This is a genomic window from Pseudomonas sp. MWU13-2862 (assembly GCF_023242495.1).
Taxonomy (GTDB): Bacteria; Pseudomonadota; Gammaproteobacteria; order Pseudomonadales; family Pseudomonadaceae; genus Aquipseudomonas; species Aquipseudomonas gingeri_D.
Map to the genome: position 1 here is coordinate 103,643 of NZ_JALMEZ010000003.1, position 19,796 is coordinate 123,438.

Below are 19,796 nucleotides of genomic sequence, written 5' to 3' on the forward strand. Positions count from 1 at the left end.
TACTCCTGCGACCCGTCGCCACAGCCGCTACCCTTGTAGGAAATGTTAACGTCGAGACACATTTCGACACTTTCCTCTCTGTCCTCGAAGGGTTAGGCTGCGCGTTCATTTCGCCAGCATCCAGACAATGCTCCAACAATTTCTGCAGGATTTCGGCTACTTCGCCTTGTTTCTCGGCACGTTTTTCGAAGGCGAGACCATTCTGGTACTGGCCGGCTTCCTCGCGTTCCGCGGATACATGGACATCAACCTGGTGGTTATCGTGGCGTTCTTCGGCAGCTATGCCGGCGACCAGCTGTGGTATTTCCTGGGGCGCAAGCATGGCCGCAAACTTCTGGCACGCAAGCCGCGCTGGCAATTGATGGGTGATCGAGCGCTGGAGCATATCCGCCGCCATCCGGATATCTGGGTGCTGACCTTCCGCTTTGTCTACGGTTTGCGCACGGTGATGCCGGTGGCGATCGGCCTGTCGGGTTATCCGCCGGGCCGCTACCTGTTGCTCAACGGCATCGGCGCGGCGATCTGGGCCGCGGCCCTGGCGGCGGCGGCCTATCACTTCGGGGCGATTCTCGAAGGGATGCTCGGCAGCGTGAAGAAATACGAGCTGTGGGTGCTCGGCGGCCTGCTGGTGGCCGGCCTGCTGCTCTGGAGCTGGCGACGCATCCGCAGCGCGCGCCTGGCCCGGGCCGAGGCCCGCCTGGCCGAAACTACGAACCGGCCAGACGAATGACCCGCGGCTTGCTGCAGTAGTACAGGCCGATCAGGCTCAACAGGCTGTAGCTGAACACGCCGATCCAGCCCAATGGGCTGGCTGGCCACAGCCCGACCAACGGTGCCCACCAGACCAACGGCAGGTTGGACGCCAGGCGGACCAGCTCCAGCCGCAACGCCCAAGGGCGATTCTCCAGCGCCGCGCCGAGCACGAACAACCCCAGCACCAGGGTGCCACAGCCCAGCAGCAGCGCCGCCAGCGGCAAATGCTCGCCGAAGTTCATCAGGTAGCTGCCCAAACCGACATAGACCGCGAATTGCAGGGCCAGGTAGATTTGCTGACGGATCTCCAGGGGCACCTCGAATTTGCGGAACTGGCTCAGGTCCGGCTTGTTCAGCGGGTATCTGGCCGCGACATCGACCGGGCGCCAGCCAGTGCGCATAAACCAGATCCGCAGCTTGTCCCAATAGCTTTCCGTACGCCTGGCATCGGCCCATAGCTGCGCATAGAACTGCAGGTTGGCCCACAGCGGGTTCCAGCTGGCCAGCGGCGTGGTCACGCCGAAGATCACCGGCTCGCGCTCGTCCTCTTCCTGGAAGGTGCCGAACAGGCGGTCCCAGAGAATAAACACCCCGCCGTAGTTGCGATCCATATACAGCGCGTTTTGCGCATGGTGCGCCCGATGGTTGGACGGCGTGACAAAGAACCACTCGTACCAACCCAGCTTGGGCACGTGCCGGGTATGTACCCAGAACTGATACAACAGGTTCAGCGAGGCCACGCTGATAAACACCACCAGCGGCACGCCGAGCACGGCCAGCGGCAGATAGAAGATCCAGCTCAGGAGGAAGCCGGTGCTGGTCTGACGCAGGGCGGTGCTGAGGTTGTAGTCCTCGCTCTGGTGATGCACCGAATGGGCGGCCCAGAGGATATTGCGCTCGTGCCCCATACGGTGCAGCCAGTAGTAGCAGAAGTCGTAGGCGACAAAGGCGAACACCCAGACCCAGGGCTTTTGCGCGGACAGTTCGAACAGCGCCAGGTGCTCCAGCGCAAAGGCGTAGGTGAGGACCCCGACGCCCTTGGTCAACAGCCCGGTGGTGGTCGACAGCACGCCGGTGCTCATGCTGTTGATGGCATCCGCCATGCGATAGTTGCTCACGCCACGCCAGCGATCGGCGAGCAGCTCGATGACGATCAATGCAATGAAAAACGGTACCGCGTAAGGCACGAAGTCCATGGGGCCAACCTTCCAGAGTCGATCTGCAAAGATTAGGGGCTATGGCGGGAAAATCCGCTGACAATGAATGCCAAAGCTGTAGACATTTAACGCCAGAAACCAGGGAACGTCGAACGCGCTCCCTGTAGGTTCACGCGGCCCCTGTGGGAGCTGGCTTGCCAGCGATGAGGCCCTTGAGCCTTGCGGTGCCCATCCGAACGCCTTCGCGGGCAAGCCCTGCTCCTACAGTACGCCGTCGTTCATCGATTTTGTGTATCACACAACACTGTAGGAGCAGGGCTTGCCCGCGAAGAGGCCCTCGAATCTTGCGCGGCTCATACGAACGCCATCGCCGGCAAGCCCACACTATCAGGCCGCCTGGACCCGACGCTTTTCCGCCAACCGGCTGCGGCTGTACAGCACCCCAATCGCCAGCAACGCCAACGCCTGGGCACCCAGCGAGTAGGCGTCGGCATGAATCCCCAGCCAGTCGAATTCAAAGAACGCCACCGGCCGCGTACCGAAGATCCCGGCTTCCTGCAATGCCTTGACCCCGTGTCCGGCAAATACCACCGACAAGGCGCACAACAACCCGGCATTGATCCCGAAAAACAACGCCAGCGGCAGCTTCGCCGAACCGCGCAGGATCACCCAGGCCAGGCCGATCAGCAGCACCAGCGCGGTGCCGGCACCGGCCAGCACGGCGTTATGTCCCGCCGGCCCCGCCTGCAACCAGAGGGTTTCATAGAACAGGATGACTTCGAACAATTCCCGGTACACCGAGAAGAACGCCAGCAGCGCAAAGCCGAAGCGCCCGCCACCACTGACCAGGCTGCTCTTGATGTAGTCCTGCCAGGCCGCCGCGTGCCGGCGGTCATGCATCCAGACCCCAAGCCAGAGCACCATGACGCTGGCAAACAAAGCCGTGAAGCCTTCAAGCAATTCACGCTGGGCGCCACTGACATCGATCAGGTAAGCCGCCGCCGCCCAGGTCAGCAACCCGGCGACCAGCGCCAGCCCCCAGCCGACATGTACGCTGCGCACCGCCGACTGCTGGCCGGTATTGCGCAGGAAAGCCAGCACCGCCGCCAGGACCAGGATCGCTTCCAGGCCTTCGCGCAGCAGGATCAGCAACCCGGAGATAAAGCTCAGCGACTGACTCAGGCCATCATTGCCCAGCAGATCGGCGGACTCCTTGAGCTTGCCCTTGGCAAAATCCAGGCGCTGCTCGACCTGCTCCAGCGGCAAGCCGTCCTGCAACGATTGCCGATAGGCCATCAGCGACTTCTCGGTGTCCTTGCGCACCGTGGCATTGACGTTGTCCAGGGAGCTTTCCACCAGCTCGAAGCCCTCCAGATAGGCAGCAACGGACAGGTCGTAGGCTTGTTCATGCTCGCCGGCGCGGTAGGCCGCGAGGCTCTTGTCCAGGGTCGTCGCGGTGTAGTCGAGCAATTGCCCCGGACCGCGCTTGACCTGGGGCGGCTGGGCGCGCTGGGCACGGAAGGCGACGGCGGCGGCCGGGCCTTCGGCGGACTGTACTTCAGCTGGCGTCGAACGGGCCAGGTCGGCCAGGTTGTAGGTTTTCCCGTCGTTGGCGGCGGCAGGAGCGGCACTGAATCCGGCAATGTAAGTCGCCAGGTCCCAACGTTGACGCTCATCCAACTGGTCGGCGAACGCCGGCATATCGGTGCCTTCAACACCCAGGCCGAGGGTGGTGTAGATCGCGTAGAGGCTCAACCTATCCAGCCGCGCGGCATCGCGCAGGTTGGCGGGTGGCGGTGTCAGGCCGACACCGGCCGGACCGTCGCCCGCCCCCGCCTCGCCGTGACACACCGAACAATGCTGGGCATACAGCGGCGCACCACGAGTCGGGTCCGGGGTGATGATCGGTGCCTGGCTGACTTCATAGGCCACGGCCAGCTTCGCCCCCAGTTGCCGGGCCTGGCGGGCAACGCGTTCACCCTCCTCCCGAGCCGTCACGGCCGCCTGCAAACCCTCGATACCCTGAACCAGCTCAGCCTGTTCCGGCTTGGCCGGCAACGCGGCGACCAGCCCTTGCAGGACCTTGATAAATTCCAGCTGCTCGCGGTATTCGCCATCGTCGACCACCTGGCCCGCGTGCACCGTGGGCGGGTAATCGGCGCCGATATAGTCCAGCAGATGCAGGGCCTGGGGTGCGCCCTCCGCTGTTTCGGCCAACAGGTTGAAGCTGCAGAGAGCGAACAGCGGCAGCATCAGCCACGCGAGGAAACGAGAGGGAAAAGTCATGGAAAGCCTAAATCTAAATGCGAAGTAACACATTGTTCCCTCTCAATACGTTTGGCTCAACCCTGATCGGCCCGATTCCTCAATGTTTTGCTCTGGGTCATGTATCGAGATGGCCATGAGAATGCCATCTCGACCACGGCTTTGTGCATAATCCCCGCCCTCAAGTCCCACTGCCCGTCAGCCAAGGAAAGGAACGACACGCCATGCCCTCGCGCCTCTTACTCACACTGCTGTCCTGTGCGTTGCTCCTGGGCGGCTGCGGACTGCTGCACAACTACGACCGGGAACTCCAGGCCACCAACGAGCAGTTGATCTCGGGCAACGTCGATGGCGCGCTGCAGTTGCTGGAGCAACACAACCCCTGGGACGACAAGGACCTGCTCTATTCCCTGGAAAAAGGCGAACTGCTGCGGCTCAAGGGCGATCTACCCCGCAGCCAGGACGCCTGGCGCAGGGCGGACCAACAGGTGTCCCAGTACGAAGAAGGGACGCAGGTCGTCGCCACCCTGAAAAACCTGGGGCTCGACCAGATCCTCGGCATCGGACTCATCGGCGACAAGTTTCATCGCTACGAGGGCTATGACTACGAGAAGGTCATGCTGACCACGCAAATGGCCCTCAACCAGTTGGCCCGGAACGACTTCGACGGCGCCCGCGTCGATATCAAGAAAAGCCACGAACGCGAAGCCCTGATCGCCACAGCGCGCGACAAGCAATACCTGGCGGTCGAAGACCAGGCCAAGGCCAAAGGCATCAAGCTGCGCTACAAGGACCTGCAGGGTTACCCAGTGACCACCCTCGACTCGCCGCAGGTCATTGCCCTGAAAAACGGCTACCAGAGTGCGTTCAGCCATTACCTCGCCGGCTTCGTCTACGAAGCCCTGGGCGAGCGCGACCTCGCCGCGCCGGGTTACCGCCAGGCCATCGAGTTGCGGCCCAATACACCGCTGCTGGAAAAAGTCCTGGCCAACCTGGGCAAACCCGCCGACACCTCTCCTGACAGCGACGTGCTGATCGTCGTCCAGACCGGCCTGGCCCCGGCGCTCGTTTCGCTGCGCGTGCCCATCCAGGTGCAAACCGAGGACGGCCAGGCGATCACCGTGAACCAGCCTTTTCCGGTGCTGGTAGCCGACAAGTCGACAGCGCCCCTCAAGCAGATCAGCGTGGATGGCAAACCACAGTCGCTGACCCTGCTCAACAGCACGACCCACATGTCATTGCGCACCTTGCACGACGACATGCCCGCGATCATCAACTTCGCCCTTGCGAGCGTGCGTTTCAATGCCGAACTGCAAGCCAAGGAGAACAAACGCAAGCCGGACAAGGCTTCGTCGGTTTACCAGGGCTTCACCGGTGACTCCGACACCCGCACCTGGCGCACCCTGCCGGACAACACCCAGGTCGTGCGCCTGCGCCTCAAGCCCGGCGCGCACAAATTGCTGCTGCCAGGTGTCAAAGGCGCGGTACCGGTCAGCCTGAATATCGAACATCCCTTCCAGGTGGTGAGCCTGCGGGTCATCGGCAACCAGGTCTTCCTCCTGCCCGGATGACGCTAAAAAGCCATTACATAGCCAATAGCCATGGTTATACTGCCCTGCCTTCGTTATTGCGATATGGCATTAAAAGCTCCTCGTTTAATGAGGAATTGGCAGGGTAGCCGCTTTCCCTCTCAATGGGTCCATCTCAGCCCGACCAGCATGCTCGGCTGATTTTTTCATCAGGGAAGATCCCATGGCATCCCGTGCCCTCCTCTCGTTCGCCCTCGGCGCCGCGACCTTGCTGTCCGGCTGTTCGATGATGCGCAGCTACGACACCGAACTGGCGCAAACCAACCAGCAACTGGCCTCGGGCAATGTTGACGGGGCGTTGGCCCTGCTGGAAAAGAACAACGGCGATGCCGACAAGGACCTGCTGTATTTCTTCGAAAAAGGCGAGTTGCTGCAAGCCAAGGGTGACCTGGCCGGTAGCCAGAAAGCCTGGGGCAGCGCCGACCAGATGGTGGGTCAGTGGGAAGACGCGGTCAAACTGGACAGCGCCAGGTACCTCGCCCAGTTCGGCAGCTTCCTGATCAACGACAAGGTCCGCCGCTACGAAGGCTATGACTACGAAAAGGTCATGCTGACCACGCAGATGGCGCTGAACCAGCTGGCCCTGAACGACTTCGACGGCGCACGTATCGCGATCAAGAAAACCCATGAGCGCGAAGCGGTGATCGCCGATCTGCGCGACAAGCAATACCTCAAGAGCGAAACCGAAGCCGACCAGCAAGGCATCAAGACCCAGTACAAGGACCTTCAGGGCTATCCGGTGGCCAGCCTCGACGCGCCGGAAGTGGTCGGCCTGAAGAACAGCTACCAGAGCGCGTTCAGCCATTACCTGGCCGGGTTCGTCTACGAAGCCATCGGCGAGAAAGATCTCGCCGCCCCCGGTTATCGCCAGGCCATCGAACTGCGCCCGAACACGCCGCTGCTGGAGCAGGCACTGGTCAATCTCGACAAGCCTGCCGGCAAGGATGACGACAGCGACATCCTGATCGTGGTGCAGAGCGGCCTGGCGCCGTCCCGTGCCTCCATCAGCATTCCGCTGCCGTTGCCGATCGACAAGCATCTGGTCATTACCCCGCTGTCGTTCCCGGTCATCCAGGCCGACACCTCGACGGCCACCTTCGCCCAGATCGGCGTCGACGGCCTGCCGCAGAACCTGACCCTGCTCAACAGCACCACCGCCATGTCCCGTCGTGCCCTGCGTGACGACATGCCGGGGATCATCCTGCGCACCAGCGTGCGGGCCATCAGCCGCGGCGCCGCGCAGGCCAAGCTGAACAAGACCAATCCGCTGGCCGGCCTGGCCGTGGGCATCACTTCCGCGGTCCTAGAAGGCGCCGACACCCGCACCTGGCGGACCCTGCCGGACACCACCCAAGTGCTACGCCTGCGCCTGAAAAAGGGTGAGCATCAGGTGACCCTGCCCAACGCCCTCGGCGGTTCCCGCGTGGCCTTCACCGTCGACCGACGCTATCAGGTGATCAGCCTGCGCGCCGTCGGCAACCAGGTGTTCACCAGCGGTGTCGCCACCGTGCGGATGGCGGATGCCGGGCCAACGGCCGTGGCCAGCCTCAAACAACCTTGAAGAAAGGAGTCTCGTGCATGCGTTTCAAACTGACTGTTGCCGTTGCCCTGGCCCTGCTGGCCGGGTGCGTCACCCCGCCGCCGCCACCACCGGCCCCCGGTAGCGCGGCGAGCAAGATCGTCGCCATGGGCGAAATGGAGAACATCGAGGTCGGTGCCATCCGCGTCGCCCGGGAAAACGGCTTCCTGACCGTCAAGGTGCAGCTGAGCAACACCCGCACCAAGAACAAGATGATGTATTACCGCTTTGCCTGGTTGGGCAACGACGGTTTTCCGGTGGCCGACGATGAAGTCTGGAAAACCCTGAACCTGTATGGCGCCCAGAGCACCTTCCTGCCGGCCATCGCCCCGACGCCCAAGGCCACCGATTTCCGTCTTGAAGTCAAAACCCCCTGAGTCGACGCCGCCCTCTCGCGTCCTTTTGAAGAGAATCAGTCCATGTTTGCACGCCTGTCCCTCCTCGCCGTCGTCGCCCTGCTGGCCAGCGGCTGCGCCAACAACACCTCGCCCGTACTGGGCGGCGGAAACATCAGCTACGGCGATACCAAGGCCGTGGAACTGGTGACCAACGAGTTCGGCTCCACCGACCTGCAGATGATCGCCGAGTCCATGACCCGCTCCCTGGCCCAGTCCGGTGTCCTGCAAGGGCGTCCGGTGGTGCAGGTCTACGATGTGAAGAACAAGACCAGCGAGTACATCGATACCCGCGAGATCACCACTTCGATCAAGACCCAGTTGATGAAGAGCGGCACCGCTCGTTTCGCCAGCGACAACACCGAGATGCAGAGCCAGGTCGACCAGTTGAAGCTGCAGAACCAGAGCGGCCTGTACAAGAAGAGCACCGTCAGCAAGACCGGTAACATGATCGCCGCCAAGTACCGCCTGGAAGGTTCGATCAGCTCGATCGTCAAGCGCAGCAGCGACTACAAGGACGTGTTCTACAAGTTCAGCCTGCAACTGATCGACGTCGAAAGCGGCCTGGCCGAATGGATGGACGAAAAAGAGATCCGCAAAACCACGGAGCGTTGAACAATGCGTGCATGGATTGGCATGATCGGCCTGGTCTGCGCCTTCGGCGTCCAGGCCGCACCCAAGGTAGCGGTGGCGGACCTGGCGTACCAGGCGCAGGTGGAGCAGTACATCCACACTATTTCGGCGCGGGACAACCACCAGGAGAGTTATTACGGTGCCAGCGGCTCGTCGAGCTATGACGAGTACGAAAGCCGCAACAGCTATATCGAGCAGGGCGAGCTGCGCCGCTTCACCGGCGATATCAAGGGCGAGATCCTGCGCAGCGGGATGTTCCAGCTGATCCAGGGCACGCCTTATACCGCCAGTTCCAAGGGCGATGTCTACGACGTCATCAAGCGGATCAAGGGCGGCAACTTCAAGGGTGCCGACTACGTGCTGTTCGGTACGGTGTCGGACATCGACTTCACCCAGGACATCAACGAGCTGGCCAATACCAACAGCTACTCGGCAGTGCTGGGGCTGACCCTGGTGGGCGATTTCAGCCTGATCAATACCCGCACCTACGAGATCACCTCGGCGTTCACCGCCATGGGCGAAGGCCAGGACACCAAGCTGGTCAACAGCCGGGATGTCCATGTGTCGCTGAACCGTCCACGGGTGATCCGCGATGTGTCCAAGGCGCTGGGCGAGGATGTGGCGCGGCAGTTGAGCCTGCAGTTGGGTGGGCCGGATATGGGCCCGGGGGCAGCGCCGCCGCTGCGTAATAACCTGCCGCCGGATGAGGCGCCACGGGTTCTGCACTGATCCGCGACCGCGTTATCGTTCATCGCCGGCAAGCCGGCTCCTACAACAACGCAAATCCTGTGGGAGCCGGCTTGCCGGCGATAGCGTCCGATCAGACAACGATGAACTTCAGGCGGTCGCCTTGTGCAAGGTCGCCAGAAAACCCGCCGCCCCCACGAACAAGCCAGCAAAGGTACGGTTCATCCGGCGCTGCTGCTTGGGCGTGCGCAACAGGCGCAGGACCTTGGCCGCCAGGCCCGTGTAGCCGGCCATGACGACCATGTCGACGGCGATCATGGTGACGCCGAGGATCAGGTACTGATGCACCAGCGGTGCGTGGGGATCGATGAACTGCGGCAGCACCGCCAGCATGAACACCAGGGCCTTGGGGTTGCTGACGTTCACCAGGAAACCGCGGAACATCAAGGTCAGCGGCTTGCCCACCGGGCGAATCGTCGACTCTTCGGCCATATTGCTGGGCAACGCGCGCCACTGCTTGACCGCCAGGTACACCAGGTAGACCACGCCGAACCATTTGATGGCGTAGAAAGCCGAGGAAGAGGCTGCCAGGATCGCCCCGACGCCCGCGGCAATCACCGCGATCTGCGCCGCCAGGCCCAGTTGCAGGCCGAGGGCATTCCAGTAGCCACGCAGGAAACCGTATTGCAGGCCGCTGGACATCGAGGCGATGGCACCGGCACCCGGGGATAGGCTGATTACCCAGCACGCGGCAAAAAAGGCCAGCCATGTCTCAAGCAGCATCACGCACCTCGGATCTCAAGAGTTGTTACAAACCTCTAAGCTAATCCGTGGGCGTGAAATTGACTATCGTTTTTTGTCGCTCAGGACAACGCTTCCAGCTCTGCCTGCATGCTTTCCAGCAGCTCCAGGGCTTCCATCCAGGCTTCTTCCAGCTGGGACTCGCGCACTTTCAACTTGGCCTGTTCGGCCAGCAGATCACGAAGCTCATCCTTGCGCGCCGCCTCGTAGACCGCGCTGTCACCCAGGCTCGCTTCGATCTTCGCCAGCTTCTCGTGCAGCTTGCCCAACTCGGCTTCGAGCTTGTCGGCTTCACGCTTGTGCGGCGCCAGTTGCTGACGCAACGCGGCGGCCTGCTGGCGCTGGGCTTTCTTGTCGGTCTTGTCGGCATTGACTGGCGTATTGCTCACCGGCGCATTGCGCTGGCGATACTCCACCAGCCAGCGGGCGTAGTCTTCCAGGTCGCCGTCGAACTCTTCGACCTTGCCGTCCGCCACCAGGTAGAAATTATCCGTGGTGCTCTTGAGCAGGTGACGGTCGTGGGAAACCACCAGCACCGCACCGCTGAACTCCTGCAAGGCCATGGTCAGCGCCAGGCGCATTTCCAGGTCGAGGTGGTTGGTCGGTTCGTCGAGCAGCAACAGGTTCGGCCGCTCCCAGGCGATCAAGGCCAACGCCAGGCGGGCCTTTTCGCCACCGGAGAAGTTCAGCACCGGCTCGTCGATGCGCGCGCCACGGAAGTCGAAACCGCCGAGGAAGTCGCGCAGGGTCTGCTCGCGCTCGGTCGGCGCCAGGCGTTGCAGATGCAGCAACGGGCTGGCCTTGGAGTCCAGCGAGTCGAGCTGGTGCTGGGCAAAGTAGCCGACCACGGTGTTTTCACCACGGGTCATGCGCCCCGCCAACGGCGACAGCTCGCCGGCGAGGTTCTTGATCAGCGTCGACTTGCCCGCGCCGTTGGGGCCGAGCAGGCCGATCCGGGCACCCGGGGTCAGTTGCAGCTTGACCTTCTCCAGGACGGTCTTGTCGCCATAACCCAGGCGTGCGTCGGACAGGTCGAGCAGCGGGCTGGAAATCTTATGCGATTCGCGGAAGACAAAGTCGAACGGCGAATCGACGTGGGCAGCGGACAGCTCTTCCATCCGCTCCAGGGCCTTGATCCGGCTCTGGGCCTGGCGGGCCTTGGTGGCCTGGGCCTTGAAGCGGGCGATGTAGCTTTCCATGTGCGCACGCTGCGCCTGCTGCTTCTCGTAGGCCTGTTGCTGCTGGGCCAGACGCTCGGCACGGGCACGCTCGAACGCGGTGTAGCCACCCCGGTAGAGGGTGATCTTGCGCTGGTCGACATGGGCCACGTGATCGACCACTTCATCGAGGAAGTCACGGTCGTGGGAGATCAGCAGCAAGGTACCGGGGTAACTCTTGAGCCAGTCTTCCAGCCAGATGATCGCGTCGAGGTCCAGGTGGTTGGTCGGTTCGTCGAGCAGCAACAGGTCCGACGGGCACATCAGCGCCTGCGCCAGGTTCAGGCGCATCCGCCAGCCACCGGAGAATGCCGAGACCTGATGGTCCATCTGGTCGTTGGTGAAGCCCAGGCCGGCCAGCAGCTTGCGCGCGCGGGCATCGGCGGTGTAACCGTCGGCGCTGTCGAGCTCCGAGTGCAGACGGGCCTGGGCGGCGCCGTCATGGGCCGCCTCGGCCGCCGCCAGGTCGCGTTGCACCTGGCGCAGGCGCACGTCACCATCGAGCACGTAGTCGACCGCCAGGCGTTCGAGGGTGTCGACCTCCTGGCGCATATGGGCGATACGCCAATCGGCCGGCAGGAAGCAATCACCCGAGTCCGGGTACAGCTCGCCCCGCAGCAGGGCGAACAGGCTGGATTTGCCGGCGCCGTTGGCACCGATCAGGCCGGCTTTATGGCCGGCGTGCAGGGTCAGCTCGGCGTCTTCTAGCAGACGTTGCGGGCCACGCTGTAAAGTCAGGTTCTGAAGTCGAATCATAATGGCGGCGGAGTCTACCAGCTTCCCTCGCAACTGGCGCGGATCTCACCATGCATGCTGACCTGTGGACGTTTTCCCTGAACACTTACGCCAAGCCCGGCGTGGAACAAACCTGCCTGGCGCTCCAGGCCCAGGGGGCGAATGTCTGCCTGCTGCTCTGCGCGGCCTGGCTGGGCCAACGCGGAGTGCGCTGCGAGGCCGAACGCGCGGGGCAATTGCAGGCTCTCGCCGAGCCCTGGCACGACCAGGTGGTGCAGCCACTGCGGCAGTTGCGCACGCAATGGCGCACGGCGGCCTTGGAGGACGTCGAGTTGAAAGTGCTGAGGGATCAGGTCAAGGCGTTGGAACTGGCCGCCGAGCAGCAGCTGTTGCAGCGACTGGAAGCGTTGGCTCGGGATTGGCCCGAGGTCGGCGCGGAAGATCTGGACACGTGGCTGGAGGCGGTGACCGCCCAGGCCACAGGCCTGAATAGCGACGCGCTGCAGCAGCTGCGCGTCGCGGTGAACCAGGCTTAGGAAGCGCTGGTCGGGGTTACGGCAGCAGGCGCGGCTGGCGCTGGAGCAGCCGGTGCGGCTGCGGCGACGCTGGCGGGCGCGACCGATGCAGGTGCCGCCGGCTTGGCTGCTACGGCTGGCTTGGCGGCGGTGACAGCAGGCTTTGCGGCCGGTTTGGCAGCGGCAGGCTTGGCAGCCACGGCTTTTGCAGCGGGCTTGGCAGCAGCTGGTTTAGCGGCAACAGCTTTTGCAGCAGGCTTGGCAGCAGCTGGTTTAGCGGCAACAGCTTTTGCAGCAGGCTTGGCAGCGGCCGGTTTAGCGGCAGCAGCTTTTGCAGCAGGCTTGGCGGCAGCCGGTTTGGCAGCTACAGCTTTTGCAGCGGGCTTGGCAGCGGCTGGTTTGGCAGCAGCCACTTTTGCAGCAGGCTTGGCGGCGGCAGGTTTAGCGGCAGCAGCTTTTGCAGCTGGCTTGGCGGCGGCAGGTTTGGCAGCTACAGCTTTTGCAGCAGGCTTGGCAGCGGCTGGTTTAGCGGCAGCCACTTTTGCAGCGGGCTTGGCAGCAACTGGCTTAGCGGCAGCAGCTTTTGCAGCAGGCTTGGCAGCAGCCACTTTTGCAGCAGGCTTGGCGACAACCGGTTTGGCGGCAGCAGGTTTAGCCGCGGCAGGTTTAGCAGCACGAGTCGACAGTGCCTTGGTGACAGCCTCTTTCACACGGCCAACACCCTGGGCCAGTTTCAGGCTTTCCTGGGCATCGCGCTTGAGTTGCAGGATGTAGCCACGGGTGTCCGACTGGCTGGCTTTCAGCTTGTCCAGCAACTCTTCGAGCTCGCCGACCGCGCTCTTGGCCTTGGCTTGTGCCTTGGCTTTTCCGGCAGTGGCCGAGTCCTGCAATTTGGTCCGCGCCTTGTGCAGTTTTTCCTGGGCTTTACCGCGTTGCTTTTCCAGTTTGGCGAGCAGTTTTTCAGCATCAGCCAAAGCCTGGGTGCAAGCAGTTTCCAGATGTTCGAGCAGGCTGCCCGACAACTGTTGGAGCAGATGCAACGGAGTATTTACGGGCTTCTTGGTGGCCGACATGGTGTACCTCCTGACTGATGTGAATGCGGCTCATACTAGCCCTCTGGGACTACCGCCGCTAGGGCATGTTGACAGTATCGAAGGGCCCGCGTTGCATGCCTTGAAAAATGCTTCTTCAACAACTCATCCAGAGCACTGGCATAATCCTCCGAACCTGAGGTCGGAGAGTGCTTATGCCGCGTTATTTTCTGCTGTCACTGTGTGTGTTCTGGTCGCTTGCGCACGCCGCGCCAGAGGTCGCGAACGATGACGCCCACGACCTGGCCTACAGCCTCGGCGCCAGCCTCGGCGAGCGTCTGCGCCAGGATGCTCCGGACCTGCAGATCAAGGCCCTGCTCGACGGTTTGAAGCAGGCCTACCAGGGCAAGCCGCTGGCCTTGAAGGACGAACGCATCCAGCAGATTCTCGCCGCGCATGATGCCCAGGTCGCCCAGGAAGCGGCCAAACCCCAGAGCGAAATCGCGCTGGAAGCCGAGCGAAAATTCCTCGCTGAAGAAAAGGCCAAGCCCGGCGTCCACGAATTGGCCGACGGCATCCTGATGACGGAACTGACGCCTGGCAGCGGAGAAAAAGTCGCGGCCAACGGCAAGGTCCAGGTGCGCTATGTCGGACGCCTGCCCAACGGCACGGTGTTCGATCAGAACCGACAGCCGCAATGGTTCCGCCTGGACAGTGTGATCAATGGCTGGCGCAGCGCCCTGCCCCAGATGCCTGTCGGTGCGAAATGGCGTCTGGTACTGCCCTCGGCACAAGCGTATGGCGCCGAAGGTGCCGGCGATCTGATCGCGCCGTACACACCGCTGGTGTTCGAAATCGAGCTGCTCGGCGTGGCCAGCTGACGCTGGCACCAGAACGAAAAACGGTGCGCCTGAGCGCACCGTTTTCATGTGTAGCCATTGGGATCAGGCCTGGGCTTCAGCCTTTTCCTTGTGCGCGGTATGCAACACTTCGATCAGGCAATCCTCCAGCTCGAAGCGCTCGTGCAGCAAGCCGCCCAGTTCCTGGAATTTATGCGCCACACACTCGCCTTCATCGCACAGATCGTTGAAGGCCAGCAGCTTCTCGGTAATCACATCGATACGCGGGTAGATCGTCTCCGCCAGCTCCAGGCCACGCTTGTCGCCAAAGGCCTTGGCCTCGCCGGTCAACTGCTCGTAGATCTCGAAGTGGCCGGCCGACACATAGTCAACCAGCAAACCGCAGAACTCCTGCAAGGGCTTGGGGTTCTGCGCCAGTGCACCCGGCTCGGCACCGAGGGCATCGTAGGCCCCCACGAGCTCGTGACGCTCCTTGAGCCAGCGATCGATCAGCAGATGCACTCCACCCCAGCGTTCCTGAGCATTCCGACAACTTTCGAGCATGGTGATCTCTTCCCTTCTGGGTCATGCCGACCGACGCCTCGGACACATCGAGGCTCCTGACTTGGCCAAACAGAACAAGCTGATTGCGATAACGCGATGCGGGCCAGATTATGCCCGCTCGACACCTGCTTCAAGGTACGCAGGAGAGAAAGTTCATACAAGTGTTTAATCCGAGGCACGACTGCCGGTTACTTTTACGCCCCGCCCGACACCGAATCCGGCCCCACCAGCTGATAGATCATCAGCAGGCTCATACCCACGAAAGCCAGCAGGCTCCACTCGGGAATGCTCAGGTCGAAGAGGGTCCACTGGATCTCCGCGCATTCGGCCGTGGCCCGGAACATCAACTTGAACGCCTGGAGGGTGGGTACCTGCTGGATCAGGCAATGCAGGTCAGGCTGGCAGATCATCAACTGCTCGGCCGGCACCCGCTGCAACAGGACCTGCCGCGCCGCCGTGGCGGCACCGGCGAGGGCCAGCAGCAGGTCGAGGCCGCCATAGACCCAGCGGCCGATACGACCCGGGCCGTGCAACACCGCCACCAGGCTGACCAGGCAGAACCCGGCGAGGAAAAAGCGCTGGACGATGCACAGCGAGCAAGGCTCCAGCCCGGTCACACGCTCCAGGTACAGCGACGCCCCCATGACCAGGGCACCTGTCAACAAGGCCAGGGAGAACAGAGAACGTGAGCGGGCCAAGAACATGGCTTATCCGTAACAGGAGAGACAGGCAGTTACGGTAGAGGAAAGCCCTTGGCCCTTTCAAGGCGAGCCAGAGCAGACAATTCCTTAAGCCTGTAAGGAATTACCGACGGACATCCTATGAAACCATTAATTCAGAAGTAGGAATCAGACTTCGTCACGGCAAGGGAAGCATCCTGACACGCAAAGACGGGATGCCTGAAGCCGCATCCCGTCTTCCAGGCCACCTCACACCGGTAGTGGCGAGGCCAGCAGACGCTTGTCCAACAGACCCAGGCCCTCCTGGAACAACTGGTTGCTGCGCTCGGTATCACCGAGTTGGGCCAGCAGTCGCGCCAGCTCCGCGCAGGCTTCAGGGTGGCGCTGCACCCGCAGACTGCTTTCCAGGTAGTCGCGGGCCTTGCCCCACAGACTGTTTTGCAGGCTCAGGCGTCCCAGCGTCAGCAACAGGCTGGCATCCTCGGGATGGTCTTTCAACCAGCCTTCGGCAGTCTGCAACTGTCGGGCCGGGTCACGTCCGCGCAACAAGCCGTACAGACGCGCCAGATGGCTGTCGTACTGGCGTTTGAGCGCCTCGCGCAGGGCTTCTTCAGCCTGGGCGTCGGCGCCGAGCTGGCGTAGTTGCTCGGCATAAGCCAGCACCAATGGCGGCTCCTGGCGCTGGGCCGAGCTCAATTGCTGCCAGGCCCGCTCCAGCGCCTGCAGGCCCGCTTCGCCGTCCTCGCGCTGGGCCGCCAGGCTGAGGTTCTCACCCCAGGCACGGCGTTCCAACTCGGCCAGTTCAGCCTTGGCCAGCACCTTGTCCTTGCGCAACTCCGGCAACAGACGGATCAACGCCGACCAGTCGCCACGTTGCTGATACAGGCGCTGCAACTGACGCAGGACCTGGATGCTATGGGGATGACGCTCGTGCATGGCCTGCAGGGTATTCAAAGCCCCCTCGCTGTCGCCACGGTCCACTTGCAACTGCGCGTGACTGAGGGCAATCGCCAACTCGGCCTGGGGCTGGCGGTCGAGGGCGCGCTCCAGCAGGCTGTCGCACTCCTCGTACTTGCCTTGTTCGTTGGCCGCCCGGGCCGCGCCGAGGTAGTACAGCAGCGGCTGGCGTTCGGCCTCGGCGGCCCGTTGCAAATGGCGTTGGGCACTGGCCCAGCGGCCCTCGGCCAGGTCCATCTGGCCTTGCTCGATGGCCACCTGGGTGCGCCGGCTGCGATTGCGCCGGGACCAGGGATTGGCCACGGAGCCCGAGGTGGTCACCAACCCCACCAGGAATTTCACCAGCCACAGCACCAGCCATGCCAGCAGCAGCACGGCCAGGAAGGCCCACAGGCTCGATTCGTAACGGAAGCTGTCATAGGCGATCAGGACGTAACCCGCGTGCCGCGAGATCGCATAGCCGAGGCCCGCCGCAATGGCGACGACCAGTACCAGGATCAGGAGGAAGCGCTTCATGGGCTGGTCCCCTCGACCGGGGTCACGCTCGGGCTGACCGGGGTCTCGATCTCGACATGTCGCCGCTCGAGATAGGCCTGCACCGCCGCCAGGGTTCCGGCCAGATCAGGCGTGACCACGGTCACCGGCTGTTTGCTCAGCTCGGCCAGGCGCTCGAGCATGACCTTGCTCTGTGGATTGTCCGGGTTGAAGCTACCGGTCAGCACGTCTCGGGCCTCGGTCAAGGCCTGGGTGTAGACCCCGGCCTGACCGTTCAAGGCGGCCCACTGGGCCTGTTCCAGGGCCAGGCCGAGGGCCAGACGGACCTGCGCCAGGCTCTGCCCGGCGAGCAACGGCCGGATGTTCTTGTTGGCATTGAAGTCGATGCGGATATAACGCGAGATCTCATCCCACCACAGGGCCCAACGGCTGGCGCCATCGCCGTCGGCGGTCAGGCCGAGCAGGGAGTCGCCGCGATCCTTGTACTCCGGCGCTAGCTCGTTGAGCTGGGGCAGTTGGTCGCGCAAGGCGCCCAGTTGCAGGAACAGGCCGGTGCGGTCCGGCTGCTCGGTGCTGCGCAGCGCGGCTAGGCTCTTGGCCACCTGCTCGCGGGCGGCAAAGGAGCCCGGATCGTTCTGTTCACGCAGGATATCGTCGGCGCCCTGCACCAGGGCCAGGGCACTGGTGATGTCCTGCAACGCCGACAAGCGCAGGCTGGCCAGGCGCAGCAGATGCTCGGCCTCGGCCAGGCGCCAGTCCTTGCGGCTGGCACCCAGCACGCTTTCCAGCTTCTGGTTCAGACGCTGCTGATCGCCCTGCAACTGCGTCACCAGGCGACGACGCTCCTCCAGTTCACCGGCACCCGGCAACTGATCCAGGCGCGCGGCCAGTTGCTGTTCGGTCAGCTTGAGGGACTGCGCCTGGCTGCCCAGGTCTTGCAGTTGTCCGCTCTGCTGCTGATGGTTGGCTTGCAGGTTGCGCACCTGCCAGACACCCCAGCCACCCGCCGCCGCGCCGGCGGCGCCGAGCAACAGGGCGAGGAGCGCCAGGCCATTGCCACGACGCGCCACGGGCGCCACCGGCGGTTGAACCGGGGTATCGACCACCGGCTGGGCTTCTTCTTTCGGCAAGGCTGTTTCGCTCACGTGTCCATCCTTTGCATTCTAGAGAGCGGGTACGGGATGCTCCCGCAACGCCGCTAGCAAAGCCGTGGCACTGGCACCACGACAATCCACCACATGTTGGGCCCCTGCGGCGCGGGCCATTTCGGCCACCCGCGGGCTTGGAACAAACAACGGCAGGCGCGCCAGTTCCGGCCAGGCCGTCGCCGCCAACTGGAGCAGGTGTTCAAAACCCTGCCCACTGCTGACCACCAGGGCGTTCAGGCGTTCCGCCGCGACGCGCTGGGCCAGGAAGCCCTCGGCATACTCGGGCAACAGCCGACGGTACAACTCAAGGTAGTCGACACTAGCACCCTGGCCGCGCAAACGCTCGGCCAGCAGCTCGCGTCCGCCCTCTCCGCGCAGGATCAATACCCGCGGCTCGGGGCACGCCAGCGCCTGCTGCAACGCCGGCAACGCCAACAAGGCCTCACTGTCGTCGCCCTCGGCGGGATAATCAACCTCGAGGCCGTAATCGGCGAGGATCCCCGCAGTCGCGGCACCCACCGTGAACCATGGCAGGAACGGCGGCTGCGGCCAGTACTGGTCCACCAACTCAACCGCCAGGCGCGCCGCCGGCTTGCTGACCACGATCACCGCACTGTAGTGGGCCAGGTCGTAGATCATCGTCCGCCCGGCACCGTCGAGGGGCACGGGTTCGATCTCCAGCAGCGGCAGGCTGCTGCTGAACATCCCGGCCGCGGCCAGGGCGCTCGCCAGCTCCGCCGACTCTGACGCCGGCCGGGTCAACAACAGGCGCCAACCACTCACTCTTCGCCAGCCTCGCCATAGACGGCCTGGAGAATCGCATCCGCACCCTGGGCCAGCAGCGCTTGTGCGACCTGCACGCCGAGGGCCTGGGCGTCAGCTTGCGGCGCCCGGGCATCGGCGCTGAGCAGCAGGCCGCCCTTGGGATCGCCGACCAGCCCACGCAGCCAGATCTGCTCACCTTCGAGCACGGCGTAACAGGCAATCGGCACCTGGCAACCGCCGTTCAGATGTTTATTCAAGGCGCGCTCGGCGGTGACCCGCACGGCGGTGTCGGCATGGTGCAGGGGTGCCAGCAGGGCATGGATTTCCGTGTCGGCGCTGCGGCATTCGATACCCACCGCGCCCTGGCCACCGGCCGGCAAGCTGTCTTCGACACTGATGGCCGAGGTGATGCGATCTTCAAAACCGAGGCGGATCAGGCCGGCGGCGGCGAGGATGATCGCGTCGTACTCGCCGGCGTCCAGCTTGGCCAGGCGGGTGTTGACGTTGCCACGCAGGAAGCGGATCTGCAGGTCAGGCCGACGGGTCAGCAATTGTGCCTGGCGGCGCAGGCTCGAAGTGCCGACCACGCTGCCGGCCGGCAGATCCTCAAGACTGGCGAAGGTATTGGAAACGAAGGCATCGCGCGGGTCTTCGCGCTCGCAGATGCAGAACAGGCCGAGGCCTTCGGGGAAATCCATCGGCACGTCTTTCATCGAATGCACGGCGATATCGGCCTCGTGCTCGAGCAGCGCGGTTTCCAGCTCCTTGACGAACAAGCCCTTGCCGCCGATTTTCGACAGCGGTGAGTCCAGCAGCTTGTCGCCGCGACTGACCATGGGGACCAGGACCACCGACAAACCGGGATGAGCCTGCTCCAGGCGGGCCTTGACGTATTCGGCCTGCCACAGGGCCAGCGCACTTTTACGGGTAGCGATGCGGATTTCGCGAGAAGACATGGATCGATCCGTACTGAATAGATACGGCAGATAAT

At 63.4% G+C, this 19,796-nt stretch carries 19 protein-coding genes; 8 read left to right on the top strand and 11 right to left on the bottom strand.

Annotated features, from left to right (window positions below):
* The first annotated feature begins 127 nt into the window (after positions 1–127).
* Complete coding sequence (locus M5C56_RS06315) at positions 128–730, top strand: DedA family protein (RefSeq protein ID WP_100942109.1); 603 nt, start codon at positions 128–130, stop codon at positions 728–730.
* Here the strand turns inward: M5C56_RS06315 and M5C56_RS06320 are convergent.
* Positions 708–1,949, bottom strand: coding sequence for a sterol desaturase family protein (locus M5C56_RS06320; RefSeq protein WP_103496071.1), 1,242 nt, complete (start codon positions 1,947–1,949; stop codon positions 708–710). The two genes, M5C56_RS06315 and M5C56_RS06320, sit on opposite strands and share 23 nt — an antisense overlap.
* Before the next feature lie 348 nt (positions 1,950–2,297).
* Entirely contained in the window at positions 2,298–4,196 is a 1,899-nt protein-coding gene (locus M5C56_RS06325) for a cytochrome c/FTR1 family iron permease (RefSeq protein WP_103496070.1), read from the bottom strand.
* Between the two features lie 203 nt (positions 4,197–4,399).
* Here M5C56_RS06325 and M5C56_RS06330 point away from each other — a divergent pair, with 203 nt between their 5' ends.
* The 5 genes from M5C56_RS06330 to M5C56_RS06350 all read left to right on the top strand — a co-directional run bounded on the left by M5C56_RS06330 (position 4,400) and on the right by M5C56_RS06350 (position 9,100).
* Positions 4,400–5,746, top strand: coding sequence for a hypothetical protein (locus M5C56_RS06330; protein WP_103496069.1), 1,347 nt, complete (start codon positions 4,400–4,402; stop codon positions 5,744–5,746).
* A gap of 181 nt (positions 5,747–5,927) precedes the next feature.
* On the top strand, positions 5,928–7,325 hold the full coding sequence (locus M5C56_RS06335; protein WP_103496068.1) for a hypothetical protein: 1,398 nt from the start codon (positions 5,928–5,930) through the stop codon (positions 7,323–7,325).
* 17 nt (positions 7,326–7,342) lie between these two features.
* Positions 7,343–7,720: a YcfL family protein gene (locus tag M5C56_RS06340; protein WP_103496067.1), complete on the top strand. Its 378-nt coding sequence runs from the start codon at positions 7,343–7,345 to the stop codon at positions 7,718–7,720.
* Between the two features lie 42 nt (positions 7,721–7,762).
* Entirely contained in the window at positions 7,763–8,353 is a 591-nt protein-coding gene (gene lpoB, locus M5C56_RS06345) for a penicillin-binding protein activator LpoB (protein ID WP_100942115.1), read from the top strand.
* Between the two features lie 3 nt (positions 8,354–8,356).
* Positions 8,357–9,100, top strand: a complete 744-nt coding sequence (locus tag M5C56_RS06350; protein WP_103496066.1) for a penicillin-binding protein activator LpoB — start codon at positions 8,357–8,359, stop codon at positions 9,098–9,100.
* Positions 9,101–9,208: 108 nt separating this feature from the next.
* Here M5C56_RS06350 and M5C56_RS06355 read toward each other — a convergent pair whose 3' ends face one another.
* Positions 9,209–9,841 carry a LysE family transporter gene (locus M5C56_RS06355; protein ID WP_103496065.1) on the bottom strand — a complete coding sequence of 211 codons (633 nt, stop codon included), beginning with the start codon at positions 9,839–9,841 and terminating at the stop codon, positions 9,209–9,211.
* An 80-nt stretch (positions 9,842–9,921) separates the two neighbouring features.
* A complete protein-coding gene (locus M5C56_RS06360; protein ID WP_103496064.1) occupies positions 9,922–11,832 on the bottom strand; it encodes an ATP-binding cassette domain-containing protein in 1,911 nt (636 codons plus the stop codon).
* Between the two features lie 50 nt (positions 11,833–11,882).
* Here M5C56_RS06360 and M5C56_RS06365 point away from each other — a divergent pair, with 50 nt between their 5' ends.
* Entirely contained in the window at positions 11,883–12,347 is a 465-nt protein-coding gene (locus tag M5C56_RS06365; protein ID WP_103496063.1) for a TIGR02444 family protein, read from the top strand.
* Here the strand turns inward: M5C56_RS06365 and M5C56_RS06370 are convergent.
* Positions 12,344–13,399, bottom strand: coding sequence for an AlgP family protein (locus tag M5C56_RS06370; protein ID WP_247263069.1), 1,056 nt, complete (start codon positions 13,397–13,399; stop codon positions 12,344–12,346). The two genes, M5C56_RS06365 and M5C56_RS06370, sit on opposite strands and share 4 nt — an antisense overlap.
* A gap of 173 nt (positions 13,400–13,572) precedes the next feature.
* Between M5C56_RS06370 and M5C56_RS06375 the strand changes: the two genes are divergently transcribed.
* Complete coding sequence (locus M5C56_RS06375; protein ID WP_103499006.1) at positions 13,573–14,238, top strand: FKBP-type peptidyl-prolyl cis-trans isomerase; 666 nt, start codon at positions 13,573–13,575, stop codon at positions 14,236–14,238.
* A 63-nt stretch (positions 14,239–14,301) separates the two neighbouring features.
* On the opposite strand, the gene rsd is transcribed toward M5C56_RS06375, so the two are convergent.
* From rsd to hemC, 6 genes are all read right to left on the bottom strand, one after another.
* Positions 14,302–14,760 (bottom strand): sigma D regulator, encoded by a 459-nt coding sequence (gene rsd, locus M5C56_RS06380; RefSeq protein ID WP_103499007.1) that lies wholly within the window; start codon positions 14,758–14,760, stop codon positions 14,302–14,304.
* A 194-nt stretch (positions 14,761–14,954) separates the two neighbouring features.
* The gene (locus M5C56_RS06385; RefSeq protein ID WP_103499008.1) at positions 14,955–15,464 is read right to left on the bottom strand and encodes a disulfide bond formation protein B; all 510 of its coding nucleotides are present in this window, start codon (positions 15,462–15,464) and stop codon (positions 14,955–14,957) included.
* A 225-nt stretch (positions 15,465–15,689) separates the two neighbouring features.
* A complete protein-coding gene (locus M5C56_RS06390; protein ID WP_103499009.1) occupies positions 15,690–16,913 on the bottom strand; it encodes a heme biosynthesis HemY N-terminal domain-containing protein in 1,224 nt (407 codons plus the stop codon).
* Positions 16,910–18,037: a uroporphyrinogen-III C-methyltransferase gene (locus M5C56_RS06395; RefSeq protein ID WP_247263070.1), complete on the bottom strand. Its 1,128-nt coding sequence runs from the start codon at positions 18,035–18,037 to the stop codon at positions 16,910–16,912. The genes M5C56_RS06390 and M5C56_RS06395 overlap by 4 nt, the downstream gene beginning before the upstream one ends.
* 18 nt (positions 18,038–18,055) lie before the next feature.
* Complete coding sequence (locus M5C56_RS06400) at positions 18,056–18,823, bottom strand: uroporphyrinogen-III synthase (RefSeq protein WP_247263071.1); 768 nt, start codon at positions 18,821–18,823, stop codon at positions 18,056–18,058.
* Positions 18,820–19,761: a hydroxymethylbilane synthase gene (hemC, locus tag M5C56_RS06405; protein WP_103499010.1), complete on the bottom strand. Its 942-nt coding sequence runs from the start codon at positions 19,759–19,761 to the stop codon at positions 18,820–18,822. Before hemC ends, M5C56_RS06400 begins: the two co-directional genes overlap by 4 nt.
* Positions 19,762–19,796: the final 35 nt, after the last annotated feature.

What these genes read in the sequence shown, in the direction of transcription:
- M5C56_RS06315 (WP_100942109.1), top strand. Translation starts at nt 128, where the DNA reads ATGCTCCAACAATTTCTGCAGGATTTCGGCTACTTCGCCTTGTTTCTC.
- M5C56_RS06320 (WP_103496071.1), bottom strand. Translation starts at nt 1,949, where the DNA reads ATGGACTTCGTGCCTTACGCGGTACCGTTTTTCATTGCATTGATCGTC.
- M5C56_RS06325 (WP_103496070.1), bottom strand. Translation starts at nt 4,196, where the DNA reads ATGACTTTTCCCTCTCGTTTCCTCGCGTGGCTGATGCTGCCGCTGTTC.
- M5C56_RS06330 (WP_103496069.1), top strand. Translation starts at nt 4,400, where the DNA reads ATGCCCTCGCGCCTCTTACTCACACTGCTGTCCTGTGCGTTGCTCCTG.
- M5C56_RS06335 (WP_103496068.1), top strand. Translation starts at nt 5,928, where the DNA reads ATGGCATCCCGTGCCCTCCTCTCGTTCGCCCTCGGCGCCGCGACCTTG.
- M5C56_RS06340 (WP_103496067.1), top strand. Translation starts at nt 7,343, where the DNA reads ATGCGTTTCAAACTGACTGTTGCCGTTGCCCTGGCCCTGCTGGCCGGG.
- lpoB (WP_100942115.1), top strand. Translation starts at nt 7,763, where the DNA reads ATGTTTGCACGCCTGTCCCTCCTCGCCGTCGTCGCCCTGCTGGCCAGC.
- M5C56_RS06350 (WP_103496066.1), top strand. Translation starts at nt 8,357, where the DNA reads ATGCGTGCATGGATTGGCATGATCGGCCTGGTCTGCGCCTTCGGCGTC.
- M5C56_RS06355 (WP_103496065.1), bottom strand. Translation starts at nt 9,841, where the DNA reads ATGCTGCTTGAGACATGGCTGGCCTTTTTTGCCGCGTGCTGGGTAATC.
- M5C56_RS06360 (WP_103496064.1), bottom strand. Translation starts at nt 11,832, where the DNA reads ATGATTCGACTTCAGAACCTGACTTTACAGCGTGGCCCGCAACGTCTG.
- M5C56_RS06365 (WP_103496063.1), top strand. Translation starts at nt 11,883, where the DNA reads ATGCATGCTGACCTGTGGACGTTTTCCCTGAACACTTACGCCAAGCCC.
- M5C56_RS06370 (WP_247263069.1), bottom strand. Translation starts at nt 13,399, where the DNA reads ATGTCGGCCACCAAGAAGCCCGTAAATACTCCGTTGCATCTGCTCCAA.
- M5C56_RS06375 (WP_103499006.1), top strand. Translation starts at nt 13,573, where the DNA reads ATGCCGCGTTATTTTCTGCTGTCACTGTGTGTGTTCTGGTCGCTTGCG.
- rsd (WP_103499007.1), bottom strand. Translation starts at nt 14,760, where the DNA reads ATGCTCGAAAGTTGTCGGAATGCTCAGGAACGCTGGGGTGGAGTGCAT.
- M5C56_RS06385 (WP_103499008.1), bottom strand. Translation starts at nt 15,464, where the DNA reads ATGTTCTTGGCCCGCTCACGTTCTCTGTTCTCCCTGGCCTTGTTGACA.
- M5C56_RS06390 (WP_103499009.1), bottom strand. Translation starts at nt 16,913, where the DNA reads ATGAAGCGCTTCCTCCTGATCCTGGTACTGGTCGTCGCCATTGCGGCG.
- hemC (WP_103499010.1), bottom strand. Translation starts at nt 19,761, where the DNA reads ATGTCTTCTCGCGAAATCCGCATCGCTACCCGTAAAAGTGCGCTGGCC.